This is a genomic window from Roseovarius sp. EL26 (assembly GCF_900327775.1).
Taxonomy (GTDB): Bacteria; Pseudomonadota; Alphaproteobacteria; order Rhodobacterales; family Rhodobacteraceae; genus Roseovarius.
In genome coordinates this window covers 1,147,671-1,172,346 of the sequence record NZ_OUMZ01000007.1, presented here as the reverse complement: position 1 = coordinate 1,172,346, position 24,676 = coordinate 1,147,671, and the positions used below count along the sequence as shown (strand labels likewise).

Annotated in this window: 23 protein-coding genes and 2 tRNA genes; 17 read left to right on the top strand and 8 right to left on the bottom strand. The window is 52.7% G+C overall.

The window, feature by feature from the left end; all coding sequences use genetic code 11:
- Positions 1 to 17: 17 nt before the first annotated feature.
- A complete protein-coding gene (gene mfd, locus D9A02_RS13580) occupies positions 18 to 3,479 on the top strand; it encodes a transcription-repair coupling factor (RefSeq protein WP_120502536.1) in 3,462 nt (1,153 codons plus the stop codon).
- Positions 3,480 to 3,482: 3 nt separating this feature from the next.
- On the opposite strand, the gene D9A02_RS13575 is transcribed toward mfd, so the two are convergent.
- From D9A02_RS13575 to D9A02_RS13560, 4 genes are all read right to left on the bottom strand, one after another.
- A complete protein-coding gene (locus D9A02_RS13575) occupies positions 3,483 to 4,592 on the bottom strand; it encodes a trimethylamine methyltransferase family protein (protein ID WP_120501465.1) in 1,110 nt (369 codons plus the stop codon).
- Between the two features lie 158 nt (positions 4,593 to 4,750).
- Positions 4,751 to 5,725 (bottom strand): NAD(P)H-binding protein, encoded by a 975-nt coding sequence (locus D9A02_RS13570; protein WP_120501464.1) that lies wholly within the window; start codon positions 5,723 to 5,725, stop codon positions 4,751 to 4,753.
- A 116-nt stretch (positions 5,726 to 5,841) separates the two neighbouring features.
- On the bottom strand, positions 5,842 to 6,081 hold the full coding sequence (locus D9A02_RS13565) for a hypothetical protein (RefSeq protein WP_120501463.1): 240 nt from the start codon (positions 6,079 to 6,081) through the stop codon (positions 5,842 to 5,844).
- Between the two features lie 3 nt (positions 6,082 to 6,084).
- Entirely contained in the window at positions 6,085 to 6,741 is a 657-nt protein-coding gene (locus D9A02_RS13560; protein WP_120501462.1) for an alpha/beta hydrolase, read from the bottom strand.
- A gap of 155 nt (positions 6,742 to 6,896) precedes the next feature.
- Between D9A02_RS13560 and D9A02_RS13555 the strand changes: the two genes are divergently transcribed.
- The 11 genes from D9A02_RS13555 to D9A02_RS13505 all read left to right on the top strand — a co-directional run bounded on the left by D9A02_RS13555 (position 6,897) and on the right by D9A02_RS13505 (position 15,933).
- Positions 6,897 to 7,358, top strand: coding sequence for an Rrf2 family transcriptional regulator (locus D9A02_RS13555; protein ID WP_120501461.1), 462 nt, complete (start codon positions 6,897 to 6,899; stop codon positions 7,356 to 7,358).
- A gap of 75 nt (positions 7,359 to 7,433) precedes the next feature.
- Positions 7,434 to 8,477, top strand: a complete 1,044-nt coding sequence (locus D9A02_RS13550) for a cysteine desulfurase family protein (protein ID WP_120501460.1) — start codon at positions 7,434 to 7,436, stop codon at positions 8,475 to 8,477.
- A gap of 22 nt (positions 8,478 to 8,499) precedes the next feature.
- Positions 8,500 to 10,023: a Fe-S cluster assembly protein SufB gene (sufB, locus tag D9A02_RS13545; protein WP_120502535.1), complete on the top strand. Its 1,524-nt coding sequence runs from the start codon at positions 8,500 to 8,502 to the stop codon at positions 10,021 to 10,023.
- 5 nt (positions 10,024 to 10,028) lie between these two features.
- Positions 10,029 to 10,340, top strand: a complete 312-nt coding sequence (locus tag D9A02_RS13540; protein ID WP_120501459.1) for a hypothetical protein — start codon at positions 10,029 to 10,031, stop codon at positions 10,338 to 10,340.
- A gap of 137 nt (positions 10,341 to 10,477) precedes the next feature.
- Positions 10,478 to 10,957 carry a hypothetical protein gene (locus D9A02_RS13535; protein WP_120501458.1) on the top strand — a complete coding sequence of 160 codons (480 nt, stop codon included), beginning with the start codon at positions 10,478 to 10,480 and terminating at the stop codon, positions 10,955 to 10,957.
- A gap of 18 nt (positions 10,958 to 10,975) precedes the next feature.
- On the top strand, positions 10,976 to 11,581 hold the full coding sequence (locus tag D9A02_RS13530) for a hypothetical protein (protein WP_120501457.1): 606 nt from the start codon (positions 10,976 to 10,978) through the stop codon (positions 11,579 to 11,581).
- Between the two features lie 31 nt (positions 11,582 to 11,612).
- Positions 11,613 to 12,368, top strand: coding sequence for a Fe-S cluster assembly ATPase SufC (gene sufC, locus D9A02_RS13525; protein ID WP_120501456.1), 756 nt, complete (start codon positions 11,613 to 11,615; stop codon positions 12,366 to 12,368).
- Positions 12,368 to 13,654, top strand: a complete 1,287-nt coding sequence (gene sufD, locus D9A02_RS13520) for a Fe-S cluster assembly protein SufD (RefSeq protein WP_120501455.1) — start codon at positions 12,368 to 12,370, stop codon at positions 13,652 to 13,654. The genes sufC and sufD overlap by 1 nt, the downstream gene beginning before the upstream one ends.
- The gene (locus D9A02_RS13515) at positions 13,654 to 14,139 is read left to right on the top strand and encodes a YIP1 family protein (protein WP_120501454.1); all 486 of its coding nucleotides are present in this window, start codon (positions 13,654 to 13,656) and stop codon (positions 14,137 to 14,139) included. The genes sufD and D9A02_RS13515 overlap by 1 nt, the downstream gene beginning before the upstream one ends.
- A 2-nt stretch (positions 14,140 to 14,141) precedes the next feature.
- Entirely contained in the window at positions 14,142 to 14,711 is a 570-nt protein-coding gene (locus tag D9A02_RS13510; RefSeq protein ID WP_162933070.1) for a Yip1 family protein, read from the top strand.
- A gap of 1 nt (position 14,712) precedes the next feature.
- Positions 14,713 to 15,933, top strand: coding sequence for a cysteine desulfurase (locus D9A02_RS13505; protein ID WP_120501452.1), 1,221 nt, complete (start codon positions 14,713 to 14,715; stop codon positions 15,931 to 15,933).
- Positions 15,934 to 15,958: 25 nt separating this feature from the next.
- Here D9A02_RS13505 and D9A02_RS13500 read toward each other — a convergent pair whose 3' ends face one another.
- The gene (locus tag D9A02_RS13500; RefSeq protein ID WP_162933069.1) at positions 15,959 to 16,810 is read right to left on the bottom strand and encodes a LysR family transcriptional regulator; all 852 of its coding nucleotides are present in this window, start codon (positions 16,808 to 16,810) and stop codon (positions 15,959 to 15,961) included.
- Positions 16,811 to 17,160: 350 nt separating this feature from the next.
- On the opposite strand from D9A02_RS13500, the gene D9A02_RS13495 reads away from it, so the two are divergent.
- Entirely contained in the window at positions 17,161 to 17,460 is a 300-nt protein-coding gene (locus D9A02_RS13495; RefSeq protein ID WP_162932999.1) for a hypothetical protein, read from the top strand.
- A 163-nt stretch (positions 17,461 to 17,623) separates the two neighbouring features.
- Positions 17,624 to 17,700, top strand: a tRNA-Arg gene (locus D9A02_RS13490).
- A 586-nt stretch (positions 17,701 to 18,286) separates the two neighbouring features.
- Here the strand turns inward: D9A02_RS13490 and D9A02_RS13485 are convergent.
- From D9A02_RS13485 to D9A02_RS13475, 3 genes are all read right to left on the bottom strand, one after another.
- Positions 18,287 to 18,919, bottom strand: a complete 633-nt coding sequence (locus D9A02_RS13485) for a MarC family protein (protein WP_120501449.1) — start codon at positions 18,917 to 18,919, stop codon at positions 18,287 to 18,289.
- A 369-nt stretch (positions 18,920 to 19,288) separates the two neighbouring features.
- Positions 19,289 to 19,363 (bottom strand) — tRNA-Asn (locus D9A02_RS13480).
- A gap of 70 nt (positions 19,364 to 19,433) precedes the next feature.
- On the bottom strand, positions 19,434 to 20,357 hold the full coding sequence (locus tag D9A02_RS13475; protein WP_120501448.1) for an MBL fold metallo-hydrolase: 924 nt from the start codon (positions 20,355 to 20,357) through the stop codon (positions 19,434 to 19,436).
- 40 nt (positions 20,358 to 20,397) lie between these two features.
- Here D9A02_RS13475 and D9A02_RS13470 point away from each other — a divergent pair, with 40 nt between their 5' ends.
- The 3 genes from D9A02_RS13470 to D9A02_RS13460 all read left to right on the top strand — a co-directional run bounded on the left by D9A02_RS13470 (position 20,398) and on the right by D9A02_RS13460 (position 24,655).
- Positions 20,398 to 21,702 carry an ATP-binding protein gene (locus D9A02_RS13470; RefSeq protein ID WP_120501447.1) on the top strand — a complete coding sequence of 435 codons (1,305 nt, stop codon included), beginning with the start codon at positions 20,398 to 20,400 and terminating at the stop codon, positions 21,700 to 21,702.
- Between the two features lie 241 nt (positions 21,703 to 21,943).
- Positions 21,944 to 22,189: a hypothetical protein gene (locus D9A02_RS13465; protein WP_120501446.1), complete on the top strand. Its 246-nt coding sequence runs from the start codon at positions 21,944 to 21,946 to the stop codon at positions 22,187 to 22,189.
- A 144-nt stretch (positions 22,190 to 22,333) separates the two neighbouring features.
- A complete protein-coding gene (locus D9A02_RS13460; protein WP_162933068.1) occupies positions 22,334 to 24,655 on the top strand; it encodes a serine hydrolase in 2,322 nt (773 codons plus the stop codon).
- The last annotated feature ends 21 nt before the right edge of the window (positions 24,656 to 24,676 follow it).

Here is a 24,676-nt window from a genome sequence, read left to right as displayed (position 1 = left end):
AATTAAGGCATGACACGATGAGTAAACAGTCTCAGATCACCATCAGTGGTGCGCCCGAAGGTTTTGACGCAAAGCTGCTTTTGAACGAGCTGGAGAACCGTCAAAAGCCGATCGTGCATATCGCACGGGATGACAAACGCATGGCGGCTATGGCAGGTGCTTTGCGGTTCTTTGCCCCGGATATTCCTGTGATCCAGTTTCCCGGTTGGGATTGCCTTCCCTATGATCGCGTGTCCCCAAATGCCGATATCAGTGCCGCGCGTATGGCGACGCTGGCCGGTCTGGTGCATGGCATGCCGGATCAGTTTATCCTGTTGACCACGCTGAATGCGGCTATGCAGCGCTTTCCGGCACGCGAGGTTTTGCAAGATGCGGTTTTCAGCGCCACTGTTGGTTATCAAGTGGATGAGGCCAATTTGCGCGGCTATCTGGTGCGCATGGGCTTTGTGCAGGCCCCAACGGTGATGGAACCGGGGGACTATGCCATCCGGGGGGGGATTATTGATATCTATCCACCCGGTGCAAGTGGCCCGATCCGATTGGATCTATTTGGTGATGTTCTTGATGGCGCGCGGCAGTTTGATCCTGTCAGCCAACGTACCACGCAAAAAATGGATCGGATTGAGCTGGCCCCGGTGTCTGAGGTGATACTGGATGAGGCCGCGATCACGCGATTTAGGCAAAACTACCGGATAGAGTTTGGTGCCGCTGGTACTGATGATCCGCTGTATGAAGCGGTGAGTGCAGGGCGCAAACATGCAGGCGTTGAGCATTGGTTGCCATTCTTTCACGAAAAACTGGAAACGCTGTTTGATTATCTGCCAGGTGCATCAATTGTGCAGGATGATCAACTGACTGCGGCCCGGTTGGCGCGTTGGGACAGTATTGAAGACCAATATGACAACCGTATGCATGCGCTTAAACAAAAGAAACGAGGGGATACGGTTTACAAGCCGGTTAAACCGGATCTGTTGTATCTGAACGATACTGCATGGGGGGAGGCAAGCAAAGATCACCGCAGCATTCAATTGGCACCTTTACCGCAATCAACCGGCCCCGAGGTGATCGATGCTAGTGGTCGGATTGGACGCAACTTCGCACCAGAGAGACAGCAAGAAAGCATAAATCTTTTCAGTGCGCTGAAGGAGCACGTTGATCAGAAATTGACGCAAGGCCCAGTTCTGGTTGCCTGCTATTCTGAGGGCGCGCGAGAGCGAATGGAAGGCCTGCTTGAGGATGAAGGCCTGATTGGTGCTGTCACCGTCAGCGATGCAACACGTATTGGTAAGATTGGTCTGCATCTGGCGGTTTGGCCAATTGAGCACGGTTTTGAAACGCCGGGCCTGACTGTGATTGCCGAACAGGACATTCTGGGCGACCGCCTGATCCGTGCCCCGAAACGGCGTAAGCGGGCAGAAAATTTTCTGACGGAAACGCAAAGCCTGAGTACCGGTGATCTGGTCGTGCATGTTGATCATGGTGTTGGTCGCTATCTGGGGCTTGAAGTAGTGACCGCTGCCGGGGCTGCGCATGAATGTATATTGCTGGAATATGCTGAAAATTCAAGACTTTACCTGCCAGTTGAAAATATTGAGCTGCTCAGCCGGTATGGCCATGACGAAGGGCTGTTGGACCGTTTGGGCGGCGGCGCATGGCAGGCCAAAAAGGCCAAGCTAAAAGAACGTATTCGCGAAATGGCGGATCGGTTGATCCGTATTGCTGCCGAACGTGCCCTGCGAAAAGCGCCGGTGCTGGAAGCTGAACACCACGCCTGGGAAGAGTTTTCAGCGCGCTTCCCGTATCAGGAAACTGATGATCAGCTGCGTGCGATTGAGCATGTGTTGGGCGATCTGGAAGCCGGTACGCCGATGGATCGGTTGATTTGTGGTGATGTGGGCTTTGGCAAGACCGAGGTGGCGATGCGCGCGGCCTTTGTCGCGGCGATGCAGGGGATGCAGGTGGCGGTGATAGCACCGACCACATTGTTGGCACGCCAGCATTATCAGAGCTTTGCAGAAAGATTTCGTGGTTTTCCGGTCAATGTACGACCGTTGTCACGGTTTGTGAGCGCCGGAGAGGCCAGCAAAACCCGCGACGCGATGGCAAAGGGGCAGGTTGACATCGTGGTGGGGACACATGCGTTGTTGGCCAAGAATATTAGGTTTTCCAATCTGGGCCTGTTAATTATCGATGAAGAACAACGTTTTGGCGTTGGGCACAAAGAGCGACTGAAGCAGCTACGTAGTGACGTGCATGTACTGACGCTTACGGCAACCCCAATCCCACGGACCCTACAGTTGAGCCTGTCCGGAGTACGAGACCTGAGCATCATCGGTACGCCACCGGTGGACCGCTTGTCGATCCGCACTTATGTGAGCGAGTTTGACAATGTCACCATTCGCGAGGCGTTGCTGCGCGAACATTATCGCGGTGGGCAAAGTTTTTATGTGGTGCCGCGGATCTCGGACTTGCCAGAGGTCGAAGCCTTCCTGAAGGACCAGATGCCAGAGGTGACCTATGTTGTGGCGCATGGTCAGATGGCAGCGGGTGAGCTCGATGATCGGATGAATGCCTTTTACGATGGCAAGTACGATGTTCTTGTGGCAACGACTATTGTGGAATCTGGCTTGGATATTCCAACGGCGAACACGATGGTTATTCACCGGGCCGATATGTTCGGTCTGGCGCAGCTGTATCAGATCCGGGGCCGGGTCGGGCGTAGCAAAACCCGTGCCTATGCCTATCTGACCACAAAACCCCGACTGAAGCTGACGACAGCGGCAGAAAAGCGACTGCGGGTTCTGGGTTCTCTCGACACCTTGGGCGCTGGATTTACGCTCGCGGCGCAAGACCTAGATATTCGCGGGGCAGGGAACTTGCTGGGCGAAGAGCAATCCGGCCAGATGCGCGACGTGGGCTATGAACTGTATCAGTCGATGCTGGAAGAGGCGATTGCCAAGATTAAAGCAGGTGAATTGGAAGGGCTGTCAGATGCTGACGATCAATGGGCACCACAGATTAACCTTGGGGTGCCGGTATTGATCCCCGAAAATTATGTGCCTGATTTGGATGTTCGCCTTGGATTGTATCGCAGGCTCAGCAGCTTGCAGAGCAAAGTTGAACTTGAAGGCTTTGCCGCTGAACTGATCGACCGCTTTGGGAAACTGCCGAAAGAGGTCAATACCCTTCTACTGGTCGTGCGGATCAAAGGTATGTGCAAAAAAGCCGGGATTGCGAAACTGGATGGTGGGCCCAAAGGGGCCACCTTGCAGTTCCATAACGATAAGTTTGCCTCGCCCACAGGGTTGGTCGAGTTCATCAAAGATCAAAACGAGTTGGCTAAGGTCAAGGACAACAAGATTATTGTGCGGCGTGATTGGCGTAAGGACAGCGATAAGATCAAAGGGGCTTTCGCGATTGCCCGGGATCTGGCGGAAAAGGTCGTGGCCGAGAAGAAGCGCCAAAAGACTAAGGCGTGAAGCTCAAAGGTTGCTGAGGATCCGCGCCTCATCAGCCACGCTTTTGTCGAAGTTGTAGCAGCGGCCAAATTCGGACCAACCGGTGCTGTGAAAAATCAGATCAGCCTGGCTGATCTGCGAGGCAGTCAATGTGCCAGCGCCCTCATAGCCGGCCTGCGCGTCGTTGAGCTTGGATGAGGTGATCATGCCATCGCCTCGACAAGGGATGCCTAATCGGCGCATTAACTGCACGCTTGCCATGAGGACAATTTCTGATTCCGGATTGCCAAAGATAGGGCCCATGAACTGCATCGAAAATGGTGTCGCAAATACGCCAGCAACGACGGGTGCACCGGCGCGGTATATCTGAGTGAGCGCGGCACCGACCATGATTTCTGCTAGACCCTGAGCCAGTGATCCTATCACGCTGACAGGGCTGGTGGCGCCCATCATCATGTATGATTCGATCATGTTGCCTTGACCCAATTCCGCCGCTGTTCGCAGGCACTGCAAAGGATTGGCTTGAATCACGAGAGGTGGCGTGGTGTTGATCATATGCATCAGCTGGCACTCAGTTGGTGTGGTCCCAACTTCCTGAGCCACGTCGCGCAAGGCCTGCTCAGATATCACTGTTCCCATCATAGGTTTTTTTGAGTGCTTCAGATGCGCGCGTGCCATGGCCATATGGCGGGTGTCCTCGGGAACATCATGAGCGATTGTCAGAAGATATCCGGTTGTTCCGAGTAATTTTGAGCGGTCACAGATTTTCACCAGTGTTTCATAATCGGCCAATGTGCCTTGTCGACGTTGACCATCAAAAGTCTCAACAACTGGTGGCCCATAAGTCGGTGCATAGACGGGTGTTCCCGCCCCGATCACAAGGTCATTTTCTGGGTTTTGCCCATGCCATGTGAACTGGGCGGGGGCTTTGGAAATGAGCTCGCGCAGATTATTCCCTTTGGTAAATACCTTATCGCCCTCGATGTGGGCCCCGATGGATGCCATCGCCTCAAGGCTGGTGGGATCGTCTTGCAGGATCACACCCACTTCGGCCAGAATCTGATCTGCCATCTCTTCGATGTTCACGATTTGCCGGTTGGATAGGGGGGCGTAAGCAGGAAGAGTTTGCTGCATGGCAGAGGTGCCTTGATGAGAGGGAATCGCCTGTGTTTTGCAACTATGAAGAAATGTAGAAAATTTGGAAAATGATTTTTTCAAATAGTGATATCGAAATTTATCATACGCAGAGTCAACAAAAAGCCCCGGCGTTGGTCGGGGCTTTTAGGGTCGTTTTACGCTTTGGCTGTGTCTTTCATGGCGTCTTCACCCTTTTTCCAAAGATTGCCCTGCCAGAGCTCTTCCAGACCGGTTTCACCGCTGGCACCTTTGGTGGTCAAATAATCATAGTATGATGTCGGTTTGTGTCCGGTCAGATTGTAGAAATCTGGGCTGCAGCGAGTGTAAAATCCGTTGGTCAGGTATTCGAAAAACTCAGCGCGGGTTGCACCAAAATCGTTTTCGAAATCAACCATGCTTTGTGGACGGTATTCGATTTCTTTGTCCATCGCACGGCCCAGGTCAGCGGCGATTTCGGCCATTGATTGCGGGGCAGGGCCGGTGATGTCATAGAATTTATTGGCGTGACGCTCAGGGCCCTCAGATAGGGCCACGGCTGCGGCCTCGGCAATGTCGCGAGTGGCTACAAAAGAGTTGCGCATATTGCCCAGTGGGTTTGCGAACCAACCCTCATTAGCAATGGTGTCACAATCGGTTTTCAGCAGGTGGTTCATGAAGAAGTTATTGCGCAGGGCGGTGACATTCAGTCCCGCATCAATCAGGGCCTTTTCACCCCACCAATAGTGTTGCAGCATCAGTGGGATGCCGGCTCCATCGCGCGAGGCGTGGCTGTCTGCTTCATAAGATGCGGTGTTGGTATCCGCACCCATGCAGCTGACTCGCACCACATGCCTAATTTGCTCGCGACGATTGCCCAGTTCTTTACAGAAGTTCAGATGCCCGTCGAGCATTGGATCAAGGGAGGCGGAGTAGATCGCTGAGACGCCATCAAGTGCAGGACCCCAGGTATCGGGCGCGGAGAGGTCGAATTTCACCACCTCATCTGCACCCAGTGATTTCAGCTGATCGATTTTGCTGTCACTGAAGTAACAGGCACGCACAGTAAATTGGTTAGCGGCGGCTAGGAGGGCGACAAGTTCGCGTCCAATGCGGCCAGTTGCGGATGTGATCAGGACAGTTTGTTTCGACATGAAGAATTTCCCTATGAGGCAAACTACACAAGGGTGCGTTTTAGTTGGGCATTGAGTTAAGTTATGAAGGCCGCTTTGGAAAACGGCATGCCCCGGAAATGTTCCGGAGCACGTGGTTATTTGGGAGCAGGGAGGCGCGTTTCGTTGAGTTTTTTGACCTTTTTCAGCAAAAGCGCACGCGCAGCAATGTTTGCGCGGCGCACGCGGAGCGCTGTGAGGAAAGCCTCTTCGGCGGTTTGTGAGGTCGCACCTAGGACCTTGACGATTTCACTGATGGCAATTTCATCGTCAGAGGCCTCGATATACTTGATGACCTGTTGAGCCAGGTCATCAGCAAGGTCTTCGGTAATGCCCATGGCCTACCTCGTGTTTTCAGTCAGGCGACGCTTCACATAGGTCGAAACGGACCCAATCATGTGGTCCATATGCTCAGGTTGCTTGAAGAAGTGATCGGACCCCTCCAACTCTTCATGCGTTATGGTGATGCCTTGCTGTTCGTGCAGTTTGTTCACCAAATTCACGGTATCGGCTGGCGGGGCAACCCGATCAGCGGTGCCGTTAATGATGAGACCAGATGATGGGCAGGGTGCTAGAAAGCTGAAGTCATACATATTTGCCGGCGGTGAAACCGATATGAAGCCGGTGATTTCCGGACGGCGCATCAGCAATTGCATGCCGATCCAGGCCCCAAATGAGAAACCTGCGACCCAGCAATGTTTTGAATTGGCATTCATCGACTGAAGATAATCCAATGCTGAAGCGGCATCTGACAGTTCGCCAACGCCTTGATCATATTCGCCCTGCGACCGGCCGACACCGCGGAAATTGAACCGCAAAACGGTGAACCCCATGTTGTGAAAGGCATAGTGCAGATTGTATACGACCTTGTTGTTCATCGTTCCACCAAACTGCGGATGTGGATGCAGGATGATGGCGATGGGTGCGTCACGCTCGCGTTGTGGATGGTAGCGGCCTTCTAGGCGGCCTTCAGGGCCGGGAAAAATAACCTCGGGCATATGGCTCCCTGTCATATGAATGGGTGATTGCGCATTCTTGACGAAATCCGTCAACCACCTTAGAACTGTTCTAAATTCCGGCAATTGCCAGACTGCATGTAAGCGAGATAAGGCCTGCGTTCAGCAAGGTCAATCAGTTCGCGGGGGAGAAACGCATGAAACTGAGCACAAAAGGGCGCTATGCTATGGTCGCATTGACCGATATTGCGCTGCAAAAGAGTGAAGATTTGGTCAGCTTAGGGGGCATTTCCAAGCGACAGGATATCTCACTACCTTATCTCGAACAGCTGTTCGTTAAGCTGCGACGTGCTGAATTGGTCGAATCCGTGCGTGGGCCCGGTGGTGGTTATCGTCTTGCACGCAGCACGTCTGATATACGGGTTTGCGATATTCTGGCAGCAGTAGATGAAACCGTTGATGCACTGCACAAAGGGGCCGGAGCCTCGGGTGCGGCCAGTGGATCGCGGGCACAATCTGTTAACAATCGACTGTGGGAAAGCCTTAGCGCGCATGTCTACGTGTTCTTGCACCAAACCCGGCTGAGCGATGTGGTGGAAAATGAATTGGCCCCATGCCCGGCGGTTCCAAACCTGTTTGCTGTAGTCGATGAGGATTGAAGATGGTTCGGAAGTGCTGTCCTCATCGCCCAACGAACGACGCTCACGTAATATTATAAACAAAAAGAATCAGCCATGAACCGAGTGTACCTTGATCACAATGCCACGACGCCGTTACGGGATGAAGCCAAGGCGGCCATGGTTGCGGCGATGGAGGTTGCGGGTAATCCATCTAGTGTTCACGCTGAGGGACGAGCGGCCAAGGGATTGGTTGAGCGGGCGCGCGGGCAGGTTGCTGCGGCCTTTGGCGCGGAAGGTGCTGATGTGATTTTTACATCCAGCGCAACCGAATCCGCTGCATTGGCTTGCGCTGGGCGTGGTTTGCTGGGTGCGGCTGTTGAACATGATGCGGTTCGGGCGTGGGTTGAAGACGTTCTTGCTGTCGATGAGGCCGGTGCCGTGGTGATTAACGCGCCCGAGAGTAGCGTGTTGCAATTGGCGAACTCTGAAACCGGTATTGTGCAGGATCTGCCACAGGGTTTGGCGGTAAGTGATATGACGCAGGCTTTTGGCAAACTACCCTTGGCGTTCAACTGGGTGGGTTGTCAGATGGCGATGATTTCTGCGCATAAATTGGGTGGCCCCAAAGGGATTGGGGCATTGGTGATCAAACGCGGCACGGATCTGACCGCGCAAATCAAGGGCGGCGGTCAGGAAATGGGGCGCCGCTCCGGTACGGAAAATGTGATTGGGATTGCAGGTTTTGGGGCCGCAGCAGAAGCAGCAGCCAAGGATTTGGCTGATGGTGTTTGGGCAAATGTAGAGAAACTTAGAAACATTCTAGAATTAGCTATTGAGGAATCTGGCAAAGGGACTATTTTTGTCGGGAACTCTGCGAAACGTTTGCCTAATACTAGTTGTTTCATCTCTCCTGGATGGAAAGGAGAGACACAGGTGATGGCTATGGATTTGGCTGGTTTTGCCGTCTCAGCGGGTTCTGCCTGCTCCAGTGGCAAGGTCAAGGCGAGCAATGTTTTGCAGGCGATGGGATATGACGCAACTCAAGCGTCCTGTGCTGTACGAGTCTCTTTGGGGCCGACGACGACAGAAGAAGATATTTTGCGATTTGCCGAAAGTTGGGGCAAAGCGCATGCGAAATTCCGCGCCCGTGCGGCGTGATGACGAAATGAAGGAGAAGGCCATGGCGGCGCTGGATGATGTTCAGGTCAAAGAAGGGGTCGATCAGGAAACGGTCGACGCTGTACGCGAGGTAGGTAGCGCCTACAAATATGGCTGGGCAACCGATATTGAAATGGAATATGCGCCCAAGGGCCTGACCACTGATATCGTAAAGCTGATCTCGGAAAAGAATGAAGAGCCTGAATGGATGACCGAGTGGCGGTTGGAGGCGTTTGCTCGTTGGTTGAAGCTGGAAGAGCCAGATTGGGCGATGGTTGATTATCCTGAAATTGATTTTCAGGATCAGTATTACTATGCACGCCCCAAAAGCATGGAAGTCAAACCAAAATCCTTGGATGAAGTAGATCCAAAGTTGCTGGCGACCTATGAAAAGCTGGGCATCCCTTTGAAAGAGCAGATGATCCTGGCCGGGGTTGAAGGCGCTGATGATATGCCAGCCGAAGGCCGCAAGGTCGCCGTCGATGCCGTGTTTGACAGTGTCTCTGTTGGGACGACTTTCCAGGCTGAGTTGAAGAAGGCGGGGGTCATTTTCTGTTCAATTTCCGAGGCGATCCGCGAGCACCCTGAGTTGGTCAAAAAGTACCTCGGATCTGTAGTTCCTGTCAGCGATAATTTCTATGCGACGTTGAATTCCGCAGTCTTTTCAGATGGTTCATTCGTGTATGTACCACCGGGCGTGCGCTGTCCGATGGAGCTAAGCACTTATTTCCGTATCAATGCTGAAAACACAGGTCAGTTCGAACGCACCCTGATCATCGCCGACAAAGGCAGCTATGTCAGCTATCTGGAAGGTTGCACCGCACCACAACGTGACGTCAGTCAGCTGCATGCGGCTGTGGTTGAAATCGTGATCGAGGAAGACGCCGAGGTGAAATATTCCACGGTTCAGAACTGGTACCCCGGTGATGAGAACGGCAAAGGCGGGATCTACAACTTTGTGACCAAACGTGCCGATTGCCGCGGTGATCGCTCCAAAGTGATGTGGACTCAGGTGGAAACAGGTTCGGCTGTAACGTGGAAATATCCGTCGTGCATTCTGCGCGGCAACGAAAGCCAGGGCGAGTTTTACTCAATCGCGATCACCAACAACATGCAGCAGGCCGATACCGGCACCAAGATGATCCATTTGGGGAAAAACACCAAGTCACGGATCGTGTCGAAAGGGATCAGTGCCGGCAAGGCGCAGAACACCTATCGCGGGCTGGTCAGCATGCACCCCAAAGCGAAAGACAGTCGTAACTATACGCAATGCGATAGCTTGTTGATTGGATCAGACTGCGGGGCGCACACCGTGCCTTATATCGAGGTGAAAAACAATTCCTCACGCGTGGAACACGAGGCGACAACATCCAAAGTGGATGATGAACAGTTGTTCTATTGTCGCCAGCGGGGCATGGACGAGGAAGAGGCGGTGGCGCTGGTCGTCAACGGGTTCTGCAAAGATGTCTTGCAGGCGCTGCCAATGGAATTTGCTATGGAAGCGCAGCAGTTGGTTGCGATCTCTCTTGAGGGCTCGGTGGGATAAAAGCCGTGATTCGCGATTTTTCAATACTTGGCGCGTTTGGTCTGGCTTGGGGGTATGATCCCTCCAAGCCTACACCTGCTCGTTCGGCCAATGAGGAAGTCGCTGCTTTTGAAGAGCATGCCGCTCGAGGTATTCGCCACTACCTTCTTTCAAAGTTCGTGAAATACACGTTGCCAGTCGTCTTGATTGCTCCTGTGTTTTTAACTTTAAGTTATTGGAAGTCCATTGGTGTTTTCGGGATTTTTCTTGGGGTAACATTTGGGTGCGCGCTGATTTATGGATATGCCCGTTTGGTTTGGCACTGGTTTCGAAAATGACGCCATGAGTTATTTGAAAACCAAAATATTCACTGATATTCGGGGTGATGAACATCCTGTGATTGCAGGCCTGTTGCCAAGGTCGCGTGTTGGCGGTAACTCTTGGCTGCAAAAAACAGACCCGAGTGCAGACACAAATGAACGAAGAGCAAAAGCAGGCCTTTCAGGATCGGGTTGCACGGTTAAGCGACAAGGGCAAGGCTCAAGTCGAAGCGCGCTCAAAAACACGCAAGAAAGGCGTGCTATTGGAACGCTTGGCTTTTCCGATTTCAATTATCGGATCACTCGCACTGGGCTATTCCACAGCTTTTGTATCGCGTTACGTGATGTATCATATGGTTGGCGTGCCCAAACCGGGAAGTGTCGACATCGCCAGCCTGATCTTCGCCGCGGCAATTGTGTTGACGATGTCCGCGATTTTGAAATCCAAACAAAAGGAATGTGCGACCGCCAGTACCATAGGATTACTGTTGGCGGTGTTCACCTTGCACAATTTTGTCTGGGAATATCCAGATCTGTTTGCACAGGTTTACGGACCCGATTGGGTCAAGGCCGTACAGCAACAAACCGAACCTTACAGCTTGTTCGTGTTCGGGCGGGTCATCGAACTGGGCTAAGGTCATCGGAGATGTCCGATGGCTGAAGCCGCGACCTCCATAATCCGGCCAGAGCTGACTTTGCCAGAGCAAGAGGCCGAATGCCTACGCGCAGCCTATCAGGATGCCCGAGTCGTGTTGGAGTATGGCAGCGGTGGCTCAACGGTTATGGCAGCTGAGATGCCGAACAAACATGTGCTATCTGTTGAAAGCGATCGCGCTTGGGTTCAGATGATGCAGGCGTGGTTCGCTGAAAATCCACCGGTAGAGAACAGCAAAGTCGATGTCATCTGGGCCGATATTGGGGCAACCGGAGAGTGGGGCCACCCCAAAGGTCATGACAATTGGCGGAGCTTCGCAAACTACCCTTTGAAAGTTTGGAGCCTGTCAAAGTTTGAGCAGCCCGATGTGGTTTTGGTCGACGGACGGTTTCGAAGCGGTTGCATCTTGGCGGCGGCATTCAGAACAACAAAGCCGCTGCGGGTGTTCGTCGATGACTATCAGCAGCGCAAGCACTATCACAAAGTGGAAAGTTTTGTTGGCACGCCCCGAATGCACGGGCGCATGGCCGAATTCGAAATTCAACCGATGCCGGTTCCGGCAGACCGGTTGCTGGAAATTATGGAAATGATGACCCACCCATGAGGTGTGGCAATGGATGACATGAGGACGAAAAATGTTAGAAGTCAGTAATCTGCACGTTGACCTTGAAGAAGAAGATAAGACTATTCTGAAGGGTGTGAACCTGACCGTTGAGGCGGGCAAAGTACATGCGATCATGGGGCCAAACGGGTCGGGTAAATCGACGTTGTCTTATGTTTTATCGGGCAAGGACGGTTATGAGGTCACGGATGGTGGTGCCACATTGAACGGTGCGGACATACTGGAAATGGAACCTGAAGAGCGCGCCGCGGCTGGCCTGTTTCTGGCATTCCAATATCCGGTCGAAATTCCGGGTGTTGGCAACATGACATTCCTGCGCACCGCTGTGAATTCGCAACGCAAAGCGCGGGGCGAAGAGGAGCTGTCGGCTGCGGACTTTTTGAAAGAAGTACGCGCCAAAGCCAAAACCCTGAAGATCGACGCAGATATGTTGAAGCGCCCGGTAAATGTTGGCTTCTCGGGTGGTGAAAAAAAACGCAACGAGATCCTGCAGATGGCCATGCTTGAACCCAAGATGTGTATCTTGGATGAGACGGACTCAGGTCTTGATGTTGATGCGATGAAATTAGTTGCAGAGGGTGTGAATGCGCTGCGTGACGAGGGACGCGGGTTCTTGGTTATCACACATTATCAACGGCTTTTGGACCATATCAAACCTGATGTTGTGCACATCATGGCCAATGGTCGGATTGTAAAAACTGGCGGACCCGAACTGGCGCTTGAAGTTGAAAACAACGGTTATGCCGACATTCTGGCGGAGGTGGCGTAATGGCGCAGGCCCTGACAAAACAGGATGCGACTGCGGCACGATTGGACGGCGTGAGCCTGCCAGAGTGTGGGGCATGGTCGCGCAACGCTCGCGAGGCCGCATTGGCGCGGCTGCGCGAAATGGGTCTGCCTGATCGTCGTGATGAATACTGGAAATACACCCGCCCGGATACGTTGACGCAAGCTGAGGCACCAAAAGCGGCATTGTTTGGTGCTGACGAGCCTGAGCTTTATGGCGGTGTGGATCGGCTCAAGATCGTATTTGTGGATGGTGTGTTTGATGCCGAAGCCAGTGATGATCTGGCACTGGAAGGGGTCAAAATTGACCGCCTGTGTGCGGCTGATCAAAGTGACATCCATTGGGCAAAAGACGTCTACGGCGTGTTGGAAGAGCGCGGGCAAACCCCTGTGCAACGTCCACTGGCAGCTTTGAATACGGCTCTGGCTTGTGATGGTGTTTTGATCCACGCAACGGGTAAGATCAGCAAGCCAATAAATCTGATTTATAACCATGAATCAGAAACTTCTGATGCGATCCTTCATCATGTGGTCAAGCTTGATAAAGGTGCTGATCTGACGGTTCTGGAAAACGGACCAGCGGCGGCACGGTTTAACAAGGTGATGGAAGTTGAGGTTGCTGATGGCGCATCTTTCCACCATATCCGCAAACAAGGGCGTGACCATGAACGCCGGGCCGTGACGCATATTTTTGCACGTCTTGGCAAAGAGAGCAGCTTCAAGTCCTTTACGTTGACTGCCAATGGCGTTCTGACCCGCAATGAATGCGTGATCGAGCTAACGGGTGATGATGCTGTGGCCCACGTAGCTGGTGCGGCTGTGGGGGATGGCAATTTCCACCACGATGACACGGTGTTCATCACCCATGATGCAGAGCGTTGCGAAAGCCGTCAGGTTTTCAAAAAAGTGCTGCGTAATGGTGCCACGGGCGTATTTCAGGGTAAAATTCTGGTCAAACAGGGTGCGCAAAAAACTGATGGCTATCAGATCAGTCAATCCTTGCTGTTGGATGAAGACAGCCAATTCCTTGCCAAACCAGAACTGGAAATCTATGCCGATGATGTGGTGTGTTCGCACGGGTCAACCAGTGGCGCGATTGACGAAGATGCATTGTTTTATCTCCGTGCGCGCGGCGTTTCGCGCCCGATCGCAACTGATCTACTGACATTGGCCTTTTTGGCCGAAGCCGTGGACGAGGTCGAAGACGAGGGCCTGCGTGAGGATATCGTGACCCGCCTAACAGGTTGGTTGGAGCGGCGGCGCGGCTGATGTCGGCGACACGTGATATTGTAGCGACCTATCGCGGCCCACGGGCCGTGATGCGACGTTTGCTGCAGGCCGGACCGCGTGAAGACAGGGCCTTGGTCTTTCTGATTTGCGGGTGTCTAATTGTATTCGTCGCACAATGGCCGCGTCTTGCGCGCGAGGCGTATCTGACCGGGCAGGAGCTTAACCCACTATTGGGCGGCGCGCTGTTGGGTTGGGTTTTCATGGCACCGTTGTTTTTTTACGCATTGGCTTTGGTTAGTCACTGGGTGTTGCGCCTGCTCAAGGGGCACAACACCGCTTACGAAGCACGCATGGCGCTTTTCTGGGCCTTTTTGGCATCCAGCCCACTGTTTTTGCTGCATGGGCTGGTGGCTGGCTTTATCGGACCGGGTCCGGGCCTTTTGGGCGTCGGGTTTGTATGGTGTGCGATCTTTTTGTGGTTCTGGATTGCCTGCCTTCAAGAGGCGGGCTGGGGCAAGGAATAAGCATGGAACTTCTGCGTGAAACCTTGTTCAGCCCTTCAACAGCGGCTGAAAAAATACTGAGCATGCGATTTCGTCCGGATGCCTTGTGGATGGCGCTGATCCTGATGGGCGTGTTGAATGCGCTTATACAGGGCATCAGCCTGTATATATCGCCTATCCCCGATGGTGTAGTGGTGCCTTCGTTGTTTCTGTCGCCACTGTTGTTTGCGACCGCCTCTGTGTTGTCATTGGTGGCTACGGTTTGCCTGTTGCATTGGCTCGGGCAGACCCTCGGCGGTGAGGCGCAACGCAATGACCTTCTGGTGCTGGTGACCTGGCTTCAGGTTGTGCGAATTTTGGCGCAGCTGTTCAGCGCGCTTGTTGTGTTTATTATGCCTGCCATGGCGGGATTGCTGATGTTGGTGGCCTCGTTATGGGGGATTGTCATTTTGGTGACTTTCATCAACAAAGCACATCGGTTTTCAAACCCATTCAAGGGGCTGGGCGTCTTGATCGGGACAATGTTGGGGATGGTGCTTGGGCTGTCTCTTCTCTTTAGCGCCATCGGCGCATCTATCGTAGGGGTGGCATGATATGCTGGATGTCGCAAAAATCCGGGCGGACTTTCCAATTCTTTCACGTGAAGTGAATGGTAAGCCGCTGGTGTATTTGGATAATGGGGCCTCGGCGCAAAAGCCAAAGGCGGTGATTGATGCGATCAATCTGGCCTATAGTCATGAATATGCAAACGTGCACCGCGGATTGCATACGCTTTCAAACATTGCCACCGAAAAATACGAGGGCGTTCGGGCGATTATTGCGCGTTTTCTGGGGGTGGCAGACGAAGATCAGATAATTCTGAATTCGGGCACCACCGAGGGCATCAATATGGTGGCCTATGGCTGGGCAATGCCGCGGTTGCAGGCGGGTGATGAAATTATCCTGTCGGTGATGGAGCATCATGCTAATATCGTGCCATGGCACTTTCTGCGCGAGCGGCAGGGGGTTGTGCTGAAATGGGTCGATACCGAGACTGATGGCTCGCTGGACGCGCAAAAAGTCATTGATGCGATCGGCCCAAAGACAAAGCTGGTGGCGATTTCACATCTGTCGAATGTACTTGGCACCAAAGTTGATGTGAAAACCATCTGCGATGCGGCGCATGAAAAAGGTGTACCTGTGCTGGTGGATGGGTCGCAAGCGGCGGTACACATGCCAGTGAACCTTGATGAGCTGGGCTGCGATTTCTATGCCATTACAGGGCACAAGCTTTATGGCCCCTCTGGGTCAGGCGCGATTTTTGTACATAAAGACCGGCTGGCCGAAATGCAGCCGTTCTTGGGCGGCGGCGACATGATCCGCGAGGTCAGCAAGGAAACCATTACCTATGCTGACCCGCCGATGAAGTTTGAGGCTGGGACCCCGGGTATTGTACAAACCATTGGTTTGGGCGTGGCGCTGGACTATATGATGGATGTCGGCATGGAAGCGATTGCCGCGCATGAAGAAAGCCTTTGCCAATACGCACAAAAGCGCCTGGCAGGCCTGAACTGGTTAAATGTGCAAGGGCAGACGCCAGGTAAGGCCGCAATCTTTTCGTTCACGATGGATGGTGCGGCACACGCGCATGACATATCGACCATTCTGGACAAAAAAGGCGTGGCCGTGCGTGCCGGGCATCATTGCGCTGGACCATTGATGGAGCATCTGGGTGTCACTGCGACCTGTCGTGCGTCTTTTGCAATGTATAACACCACGGCTGAGGTGGATGCGTTAATCGATGCGCTGGAATTAGCACATGATCTTTTTGCTTGATGCTGTTGCCTAAGATAAAGGGCGCTTAAGGATCGCGAAAAATCTCGTTAAAGGATTTTCGCAGCCAGCTCATGGTCGTCTGAATTCGCTTGTATTCCACTGTGTCAGGGTTGAGATGCATGAATAAAGGCCGCTCGATCTCGGGCGGGCCGGGGTTTGTCCTCGCTAACCCGCTAGCAGCGTGCGCGATACAAACAGGTAGCAGACCTTTGCCAATGCCGTTGCGCACAGCAGACAGCAGAATACTGGCATCGGTTGCTGTGACGCAGGTCCGATCCTCATCATTCATCTGGCGTAAGGCAGATTTGGCAATTTGTGGCCGATCTGCACGTTCATCCAGAAACTGTACCCAATCATGAGGCTTGGGCGGAATGATTGCAGATTGATAGACTGCATAGGGAACTTTTCCCAACTCAACTGCAAACTCCGTGGTAACCGGCTGAACCTCGAACCAAAGCGATACTGTGGCATCCCCACGAACCGGGGCTGGAGGTGGTGTGGATTCCAGATGGACATCTAGATCTGGATTGGCTTGCAGTAATGTGGGTAGAGCAGTTTCAGCCAGACGTTGAAGGGTCCAGGCATTGCCGTTAAGCCTTACGAGGCCGGTTGCGCCAGCTTTGGGCCCTGATAATTCATCATCCAATCTCAGGCTGGTTTTTTCCATTTCTTGCGCGCGGGCAACGGCGATATGGCCAGATTCAGTGGCCACAAATCCGGCCTTTGAACGTACGAACAGGACGGAACCGACGTCAGATTCCAGCGCGTTCAGTCGACGGCCTACAGTGGATTGATCCATGCCCAGCCGATGAGCCGCAGCAGTCAGAGAGCCTGCACGGCTGATTTCGAGTAGAATTTTCAGATTATCCCAGTTCATGCTGCTTTCATAATTATGCAAATTTGCATTTTCAATATGCTTGTATTCGGCTTTTGTCCTTAAATCCATAGGGATATTATCCTGCTACGAAGCGGCATGCCACGTGTAGAAGAACTGAAGAGTGAAATAGTGGTTTGTTTTCAAAAAGAAATTTTTAGAAGCGATTGGCGTCAAAAGTGGACGTCTGTGGCATGCCGCGGTTAAATGTTTTGGAGAATATAAGATGAAATTCCTGAAGTTCGCCCCTATAGCGGCCTTGGTAATTGCGACCGCTTGTTCGCAATCTGATCCTGAGCCGAACGTGGTTTATGCAGAGCCCGTATACGATAAGTGGGGCAATGAAGTGATCCGTGAAGATGGCGGAGGCGGGTGTTCAAATTCTGGCAATTGTTTGCCACCACCACCTCCACCACCACCACCTCCGCCACCACCTCCTCCACCAGATAGCAGTTACCCAGATCCTCAAGGTCCCGGTAACGGCGGCGGCGGTGGAAGCAGCAGCGGCGGTGGAAGCAGCGGTGGCGGAAGCAGCAGCGGCGGTGGAAGCAGCAGTGGCGGTGGAAGCAGCAGTGGCGGTGGAAGCAGCAGCGGTGGCGGAAGCAGCAGTGGCGGCAGTGCAGGTGGCACGGCCGGAGGTGTATAAATTGTGAATTGAGTTGGCGCAACTCCTTGGACCGCTCCGGCACTGATCGTGTCGGGGCGGTTTGCTTTCATCCAATCGTTGCTCGTCTATTTCTTGCCAAACCAAAGTTCCCTCAAGCTGCAATTCGTTATTGCGGGATGATCAATGGACGACTATACCCCGTGACGCACGCACCTGTAGCTCAGCTGGATAGAGCGCTGCCCTCCGAAGGCAGAGGCCAGAGGTTCGAATCCTCTCAGGTGCGCCAATAAAACCAACTAGATACAAGATATAGCGGTGAAAATTTCATCGCGTCGCCTAAGTTTCGGCAATTTGACAGAGTTATCTATCGCTGTGACCCCTGTTCCTGACAGTAGGGTGAATGGTGCCAGTATACGCGCTCGATGGGCGCGGCCGTCGTTGAAAAGAAGCTGGCCGCGTCCTCAATTTTGGAACCGTTTTGCTTCGCTCAGGTAATGGCTGTGCGCTTCAGGATATGAGGAATTATGTGCTGCTTTGGGGGTTGCACAGTTTTGGTAAGAGACCAGCTTGAACGCTTTATGACGATGCGTATCTGTGGGGATTATGACCTTTAACGGGAGATCATGTGGTATTGGGTACTCGTCATGATGCGGATGATACTTTAGGGGATAATCCGCCGGCCAATCTGGAAAAGAATGACCGCTCCCGACCTTGCAAGGTAGCTTGGCTCTTACCAACGCTTAAAAGCGAGCATTAGGGGAAAAATTAGCTGATTACGTCACGGTTTACAGGCGTTGTCGGATCGATATCGGAATATCGATATATGGGCTCGAGGGTGGCTACCTGGATTAAACAACTTCATCTTTATCCCCTTATGCCAGCCCTGGTAAAACAACTCTTGCACCCGCAACAATCATCTCCACTGCGATTGCCAATAAGATCATACCCATTAAACGCGTCATTATCACGCGCATCGTATCTGTCAGAACTTTGCCAAAGAACGAGGCAAAGAACAGCACGACAAACAGCATCGCAAGAATGGCCCCCACGACGCCACCAACGGCGATAAGCCCGGTCATCTCCTGTACGTGTCCGGCATAGATAATCAGCGTTGCGATTGTGCCCGGCCCGACGATCATCGGAAAGGTAATTGGGTAAAATGCAAGCCCTGACAGATCTTGCATATGATCCTTTTCTTTGTCGGTGCCATGGTGCGACGTGATGCTGTTACCGTTCAGCATGGACCACGCAATATGGGTCAACACAATGCCGCCCGCGATCCGAAATTGGTCAATAGTGATGCCGAAGAAACTGATGATTTTTTGTCCCAAAAATAAGATGATCACGCACATAATCGCCGAAAATATAGTGATCTTTAAGGCCAGAGCCCGTTGTTGAGCGACAGTGAAGCCAGCGGTCAGAGCTAGGAAAATTGGCAAATTCACAAACGGATTCATAATCGCAAAAAATGCCCCAAATGCTTTGGTGAGTTCGGCGTAGTCCATGTAAGTCCCTCTGGTTTTCCCTTGACCGTATGCCAAACGTCAGACACCTATTCAATCGCCCTGAACCCAGTCCAAATCAAGAACAAACCACGTTCTCATGGCAAATAAAGCCTATAGTGCTGCCCTCCGAAGGCAGAGGCCAGAGGTTCGAAACCTCTCAGGTGCGCCATCATCCTCATTGAAAAACATTTTGGGCTTGATTGCATTCTTAAGTTCGCAAGGCAGTCGCGTTTCATATGTGGGCACATATATTCGTGGTGATTGTGACGGTCATATTACAAATAGAAATGATGTGTTTGCGAGGGGATGTTTGCTTGAATTACCTCAGGCGAAATGCCAAAATTCCTATTCAACAACGGTTGGGAATTTTGGCTCCGGCGGTAGGGATCGAACCTACGACCAATTGATTAACAGTCAACTGCTCTACCGCTGAGCTACGCCGGAACACATGGGCCGTATAGCAATAGGTTTTGATGGCGTCCAGAGGGATTTTGACAATTTTTTATTTTCTAAATTATTGATGGAAATTCAGTTTGAATTTTTCGTTTGGAGAGAGATCTTCGATCGGGGAAACCACGTTTTTACCATATAGATCAATGAGGTGCGCCAATACGTTGCGTATGGCTGCAGGCATGAGGCGTTCTGGGGTATCAGTATAAATCATCTGTGCCAAGTCCGGCGCAGAGGCAGGCCCTTGTTTCAACGCCTGCACAATTTCCTGCTCTCGCATCAAACGATGAGAGATAAGCCATGAAAGACGCTCATCTGGGGTCATAATAGGGGCACCATGACCCGGAAAATATGTGTCGACGTGTAGTGCCTCAAGCTTACGGCATGAGTTCATGAAGTCTGTCAGATCCCCGTCAGGGGGGGATACCAGAGAGCTGGCCCATCCCATGACCAGATCTCCGGTAAAGAGGGCAGAGCCGAATTGGAAACACATGTGATTACCTAAATGTCCCGGGGTCCAATGGGCCGTAATCTGCCAATCGCGGCCAATGATGATCTCGCCATCAGACAGTGTGATGTCGGGCTCAAAGCCCGTGTCGATCCCTTCACCAGAAATTGGAAAACCTTTATCTATAAGGTTTTGCATGATTTTACTGCGCCCTGATCCGGACGGACCATAGGCGTGAACCTTTGCTCCAGTGATATCAGCCAGGGCGCGCGCGAGTGGAGAATGGTCAAGGTGGGAATGCGTGACAAGAATGTGAGTGATTTTCTGACCTGGTCGCAGAGCATCCAGGATGGCCTGCAGGTGTTTCGAATCTTCTGGACCGGGGTCGACTACGGCTAGATCGTTTGTGCCCAGTAGATAGGTGTTGGTTCCATGATAGGTCATCGGCGAGGGGTTTGGAGCCAGGATCATGCGGATTGTGCTGCTCAGGCGTTGTATTTGTCCTGTGGGCAATGTGTCATTTTCGATTTTGTCGCTCATGATCCCTTTTTCTCATCTCTGACTGCGGTTAGGTTTCTGTATGACATTTAACTGGCTTAAACCCTATATGCCCCGCAGCCTTTATGGCAGAGCGATTCTGATCATGTTGCTGCCAGTGATTACCCTGATGCTGGTCGTATCCGTGGTGTTCATTCAACGTCATTTTGAGGGTGTGACGCGGCAGATGACACGCTCTGTTAGTCGCGAAGTGCAAGTCTTGGGACAAAGTGGGCTGTCGGTCGAGGAGGTGGCTAAATCCGATTTGGCCAAGGTGCTGGAAATCTCTGTTCAGAAAATTCCTGAGACTGCGATGCCAGAAGCAGATGCACGTCGATGGTACGATTTTACCGGGCGGGTTGTAACCCGAGAATTTAAACAGTTGTTACCTGGATTGACGGCGGTAGTGCTCCCAGATGATTATATCGTGAAGCTCTATTTTGTGCGTGATAACACCCCAGTTGAGTTAAGCTTTGATCGCCGCCGGGTCTCGGCTTCAAATCCGCATCAGTTGCTGGTGAATATGGTGGTGTTCAGCATTCTTGTAACAATCGTGTCGTATTTTTACCTGCGCAACCAATTGCGACCGATAACACGATTGTCCCGTGCGGCAGAGGCATTTGGGCGTGGGCACAATGTGCCATATCGCGCAGCAGGGGCAGTCGAAGTTCGGGCCGCTGGCAATGCTTTTTTGAACATGCGAGCGCGGATTGAACGGCAAATTGAGCAAAGGACACTGATGCTGTCGGGGGTTAGTCACGATCTACGGACGCCGATTACACGGCTGAAACTTGGGTTGTCGATGCTGGAAGGTGAAGACAGTGAGTTGCTTCAACGTGATGTACTGGAAATGGAGCGTTTGATTGAAGAGTTTTTGGCGTTTGCGCGCGGGGCTCAGGAAGGGGTTCCTGAGCCTGTCGACCCGGTGGAATTCATTACCGAGATTGTCGAGGACAGCAAGCGTACAGGAGACGATGTTGCACTTGTGCTGCAAGAAGGTGCGGGGGAGATCGTTTTACGCAAACATCCGATGCGGCGCGCTGTTAGCAATTTGATTGGCAATGCCGTCAGATATGGTAATTGCGCCGAGGTTTCGATGAAGCTGACAGATCGCATGTTACGGATCAGAGTCGAGGATGACGGGCCGGGTATTCCGGCGGATTTACGTGAACAAGCCATGAAGCCGTTTGCGCGTCTTGATACTGCCCGAAATCAGGATCTTGGGAGCGGCGTCGGGCTTGGGTTGGCCATCGCAGCAGATATTGCACATGCGCACGGTGGCACGCTTAGACTGGGTGAAAGTGATAAGCTAGGTGGACTTAGGGCCGATATTATCATCGCGCGGTGAGTTGCTTTCCTTCTCTTTAGGCTAGGCGTTTGCCACCCTTTTGGTATCGTTACGATGCGCTAATTTTCTCTTAATACCCATATGATTTTTTAATGTGGATCCTGGTTGCACTTGTTGAGCCGGGGTAACGGGACAATCAATTTTATCTCGTGAAATATTTTTCGGACGTGCTGCGCTGATGTGGGCTCCGATACTCCGGATTGATTGGGCAAAGGCATTTCGAGAGGCCATGAGAGGGAAAATGACACAGTTAACTGATACACAAATGATTTTGGGGCCTTACGCCTATTACGCCAAACCTGCGACGCTCATTGTGCAGGCTAACGGGGGCACCGTGACGCTAGAGGTTCTGGCGGATAAGAGCGCAGATATCTGGATTGTTGACCAAAGCTTTGATGCGGACAGCGTGCACAAAGTCGATGTCAGTAATAGTACAATACGGCTCACACCGATTGGTGCTGCAAAATTCAGTTTTGTGGCGGGGTGAGAGATGAGAATCAGTGCCCCATTCACGCGCTCGTTGGTTCAAAACTTTGTACATCAAGCTGAACTTGACGCGGCTTCTGCATCTGGTCCGATCGTCACTTCCAGTCCCTTTGTTTCCCCGTTAGCGTCGGAGGAGAACGTGCAAGTGACTCGTACAGAGGGCATCTATGCGCCTCGTGGGGCTGGCGTTGTCACAATCACCACAAGCGAGTGGCGGGTTGATGGCGTGCAGGCTGGCACCGCTGCAAACTATACGCCTATTGCGGGTGATGTAGGTAAGATGTTTTCCTATCATGAAGTCGTGACGGAGACGGGAGGCATTGCGCCGGGGGTGATTAGCCGTAGTGTTGTGATGGGGGTAGTACAAGCAGAACCCGTACCAACACCGTTAGCCGCCGGCGGGTTGATTGATCAGACATTCACCAAAGATACGGGTGTTCAAACTTATAGCGTGTCGGGTGATTTCACCAATGCGGGGAGTGGGGCATGGTCTCTTTCGGTCAATCCTGACCCGGTTAATATCACAATCAACGTGTCTGGGGTTATTAGTTTCGACACAGGTGCTCTTGCTGTGGCGGCGGGTTCCAGTGTGGTGGCTACCTATACCAATGTCAGTGGCTCTGCTGACAGCGGGTTTTCTCTTACAATCGAGACGGCTGTTGTTATCACGGCTCCTGAAGCCTTTGCCATTGGCATGTGGGAACTGTTGGATCCGGCAACAGGCGGCGATCTGTCTGTGACAATCAGCAGTTTGCCTGCAAGTGGCGGTGCATTGGTTACAGATATCGAATATCGCCTTGATGGCGGAAGCTGGGTAACCTCTGGCGGGACCGGGGATTTTACAATCTCGGGCCTGAGCAACGGGACATCGGTGGATATAGAGTTGCGTGCCGTCAATAGTGTCGGGGCATCAACCGGCAGCGATAGCAAAGCGGCGACACCAACCGCTGCGCCTGTCTTTACGCCTGCGACCATTTCCGGGCTGTCCTCGTGGATCAAGGCCAATACGGCTGTGACCGTTGATGGCGGCAACATGGTTACCGCGGCGCGCGATGTCCGCGATGCGGGGTATCCTGATCCAAACGGAGCGCCGGTCATCAACGCATTGGCGGCCTGTGCGATGGATGTTGCCAGTGGCGAGATCCTCTATTGGAAGGAGCCTTCGTTTGCCGCGACGCCGGCCAGTATCACCAAGAGCCCTGTCATTGCGCATGCATTGCGGATCATGGCGGGATATGGCGTCACGCTGGCGGATAATGTCACGATGGAAGCTGGTGATTTTGAGGGAGCAGAGACCACACCACCGCTTGCAGCAGGCGATACGATGACACTGGGGGATCTGATGTATATCGCCATGCTGGAAAGCGCGAATGCGGCGGTGCGGTGTGTGGCGCGGGTTTTGGGCCGTAAAATCCTATCAAGTTCATCTGCTGCGCCGCAAGTCGCTATTGAGGCCTTCATCACGAATTTATCCGCTGCGCTTAAGGCGGATGGGATCAGCGGATTTCATATGGAAAGTGTCTCGGGCGTGTTTGATTTTGAGGGGGAAATGCTGGGTGGACCGAAAGACAGCGACCATGTCACCACAGCACATGCGGCAGCGGGATGGGCGCGTTACGCCCATCAGACTTCTGGGATGGATGCGATTTGGGGAGCTTCAAGTTACAGCTACACCATCACCGCAGGCCCTAATGCTGGTAGCAACACTATTGGCCATTTGATTGGGATGGTTGCGGATACGGATATCTATGGGCTGAAAGGTGGGGCATTGCCGGGATTGGTGGGTAAAACCTTGCATGCTGTGGCTGACCTGCCGGATGGCCGAAAGGTCGCAGTTGCTGTGCTGCAATCGGTCAATCGGGAAGGCGATGCCCGCGATATCATCACCTATTGTGCTGGAATTTCTATCGGGACAGGGCAGCAGGCGGTGAAAATTCTGCCGGGAAATGGAGTGCGCTACTGGAAGGAAGGATCCGATCCCGCGCCAACACTGGTGAGCGATGCCGTCGGTCCCGCATTTGACTTTGGCTTGCCCACAAACGCGGTTGGGCCTTATCTGAGAGCCGATATACCGGATGTACAGACGATGTTCTTTGTCTGGGACCGAGAGGTGAGCCAAACCGATTCAACCGTATGGGAAGCCTATATGGACATTTGGGGCGGCGAGCAGCAATCAGAGCGGTTGAGCACTTTGCCCGGAACGAATGGCTGGTGGGTGAAACCAGCGGGTGTGACGGTTTACAAAAACGGCAGTCCGACAGATGCTTTGCTACCGTTTGGACGTTGTGTGGTTGCGATTACTGACAGTGATCCAGACAGCATTGGGGTCTTTGGGGCAGGGCGTGTCGATGAATTTCGCAACCTGTCAGGAAAGGTCAGGGAAATCATAACCTATCATGAGGTTTTAACAGCGGCGCAAATTCAAGCCGTCACTGATTATCTTATCGCCGAATATGGCATCTTATGACACGAGCTGTGGAACATTGGG

Bases quoted from the DNA above. Each gene is read 5' to 3' on its own strand.
- D9A02_RS13500 (WP_162933069.1), bottom strand. From the start codon at position 16,810: ATGAACTGGGATAATCTGAAAATTCTACTCGAAATCAGCCGTGCAGGC.
- D9A02_RS13560 (WP_120501462.1), bottom strand. From the start codon at position 6,741: ATGCCCGAGGTTATTTTTCCCGGCCCTGAAGGCCGCCTAGAAGGCCGC.
- D9A02_RS13465 (WP_120501446.1), top strand. From the start codon at position 21,944: ATGACACAGTTAACTGATACACAAATGATTTTGGGGCCTTACGCCTAT.
- sufB (WP_120502535.1), top strand. From the start codon at position 8,500: ATGGCGGCGCTGGATGATGTTCAGGTCAAAGAAGGGGTCGATCAGGAA.
- D9A02_RS13570 (WP_120501464.1), bottom strand. From the start codon at position 5,725: ATGTCGAAACAAACTGTCCTGATCACATCCGCAACTGGCCGCATTGGA.
- mfd (WP_120502536.1), top strand. From the start codon at position 18: ATGAGTAAACAGTCTCAGATCACCATCAGTGGTGCGCCCGAAGGTTTT.
- D9A02_RS13510 (WP_162933070.1), top strand. From the start codon at position 14,142: ATGGAACTTCTGCGTGAAACCTTGTTCAGCCCTTCAACAGCGGCTGAA.
- D9A02_RS13530 (WP_120501457.1), top strand. From the start codon at position 10,976: ATGGCTGAAGCCGCGACCTCCATAATCCGGCCAGAGCTGACTTTGCCA.
- D9A02_RS13555 (WP_120501461.1), top strand. From the start codon at position 6,897: ATGAAACTGAGCACAAAAGGGCGCTATGCTATGGTCGCATTGACCGAT.
- D9A02_RS13565 (WP_120501463.1), bottom strand. From the start codon at position 6,081: ATGGGCATTACCGAAGACCTTGCTGATGACCTGGCTCAACAGGTCATC.
- D9A02_RS13475 (WP_120501448.1), bottom strand. From the start codon at position 20,357: ATGAGCGACAAAATCGAAAATGACACATTGCCCACAGGACAAATACAA.
- D9A02_RS13575 (WP_120501465.1), bottom strand. From the start codon at position 4,592: ATGCAGCAAACTCTTCCTGCTTACGCCCCCCTATCCAACCGGCAAATC.
- D9A02_RS13485 (WP_120501449.1), bottom strand. From the start codon at position 18,919: ATGGACTACGCCGAACTCACCAAAGCATTTGGGGCATTTTTTGCGATT.
- D9A02_RS13550 (WP_120501460.1), top strand. From the start codon at position 7,434: ATGAACCGAGTGTACCTTGATCACAATGCCACGACGCCGTTACGGGAT.
- D9A02_RS13470 (WP_120501447.1), top strand. From the start codon at position 20,398: ATGACATTTAACTGGCTTAAACCCTATATGCCCCGCAGCCTTTATGGC.
- D9A02_RS13535 (WP_120501458.1), top strand. From the start codon at position 10,478: ATGAACGAAGAGCAAAAGCAGGCCTTTCAGGATCGGGTTGCACGGTTA.
- D9A02_RS13505 (WP_120501452.1), top strand. From the start codon at position 14,713: ATGCTGGATGTCGCAAAAATCCGGGCGGACTTTCCAATTCTTTCACGT.
- sufD (WP_120501455.1), top strand. From the start codon at position 12,368: ATGGCGCAGGCCCTGACAAAACAGGATGCGACTGCGGCACGATTGGAC.
- D9A02_RS13515 (WP_120501454.1), top strand. From the start codon at position 13,654: ATGTCGGCGACACGTGATATTGTAGCGACCTATCGCGGCCCACGGGCC.
- sufC (WP_120501456.1), top strand. From the start codon at position 11,613: ATGTTAGAAGTCAGTAATCTGCACGTTGACCTTGAAGAAGAAGATAAG.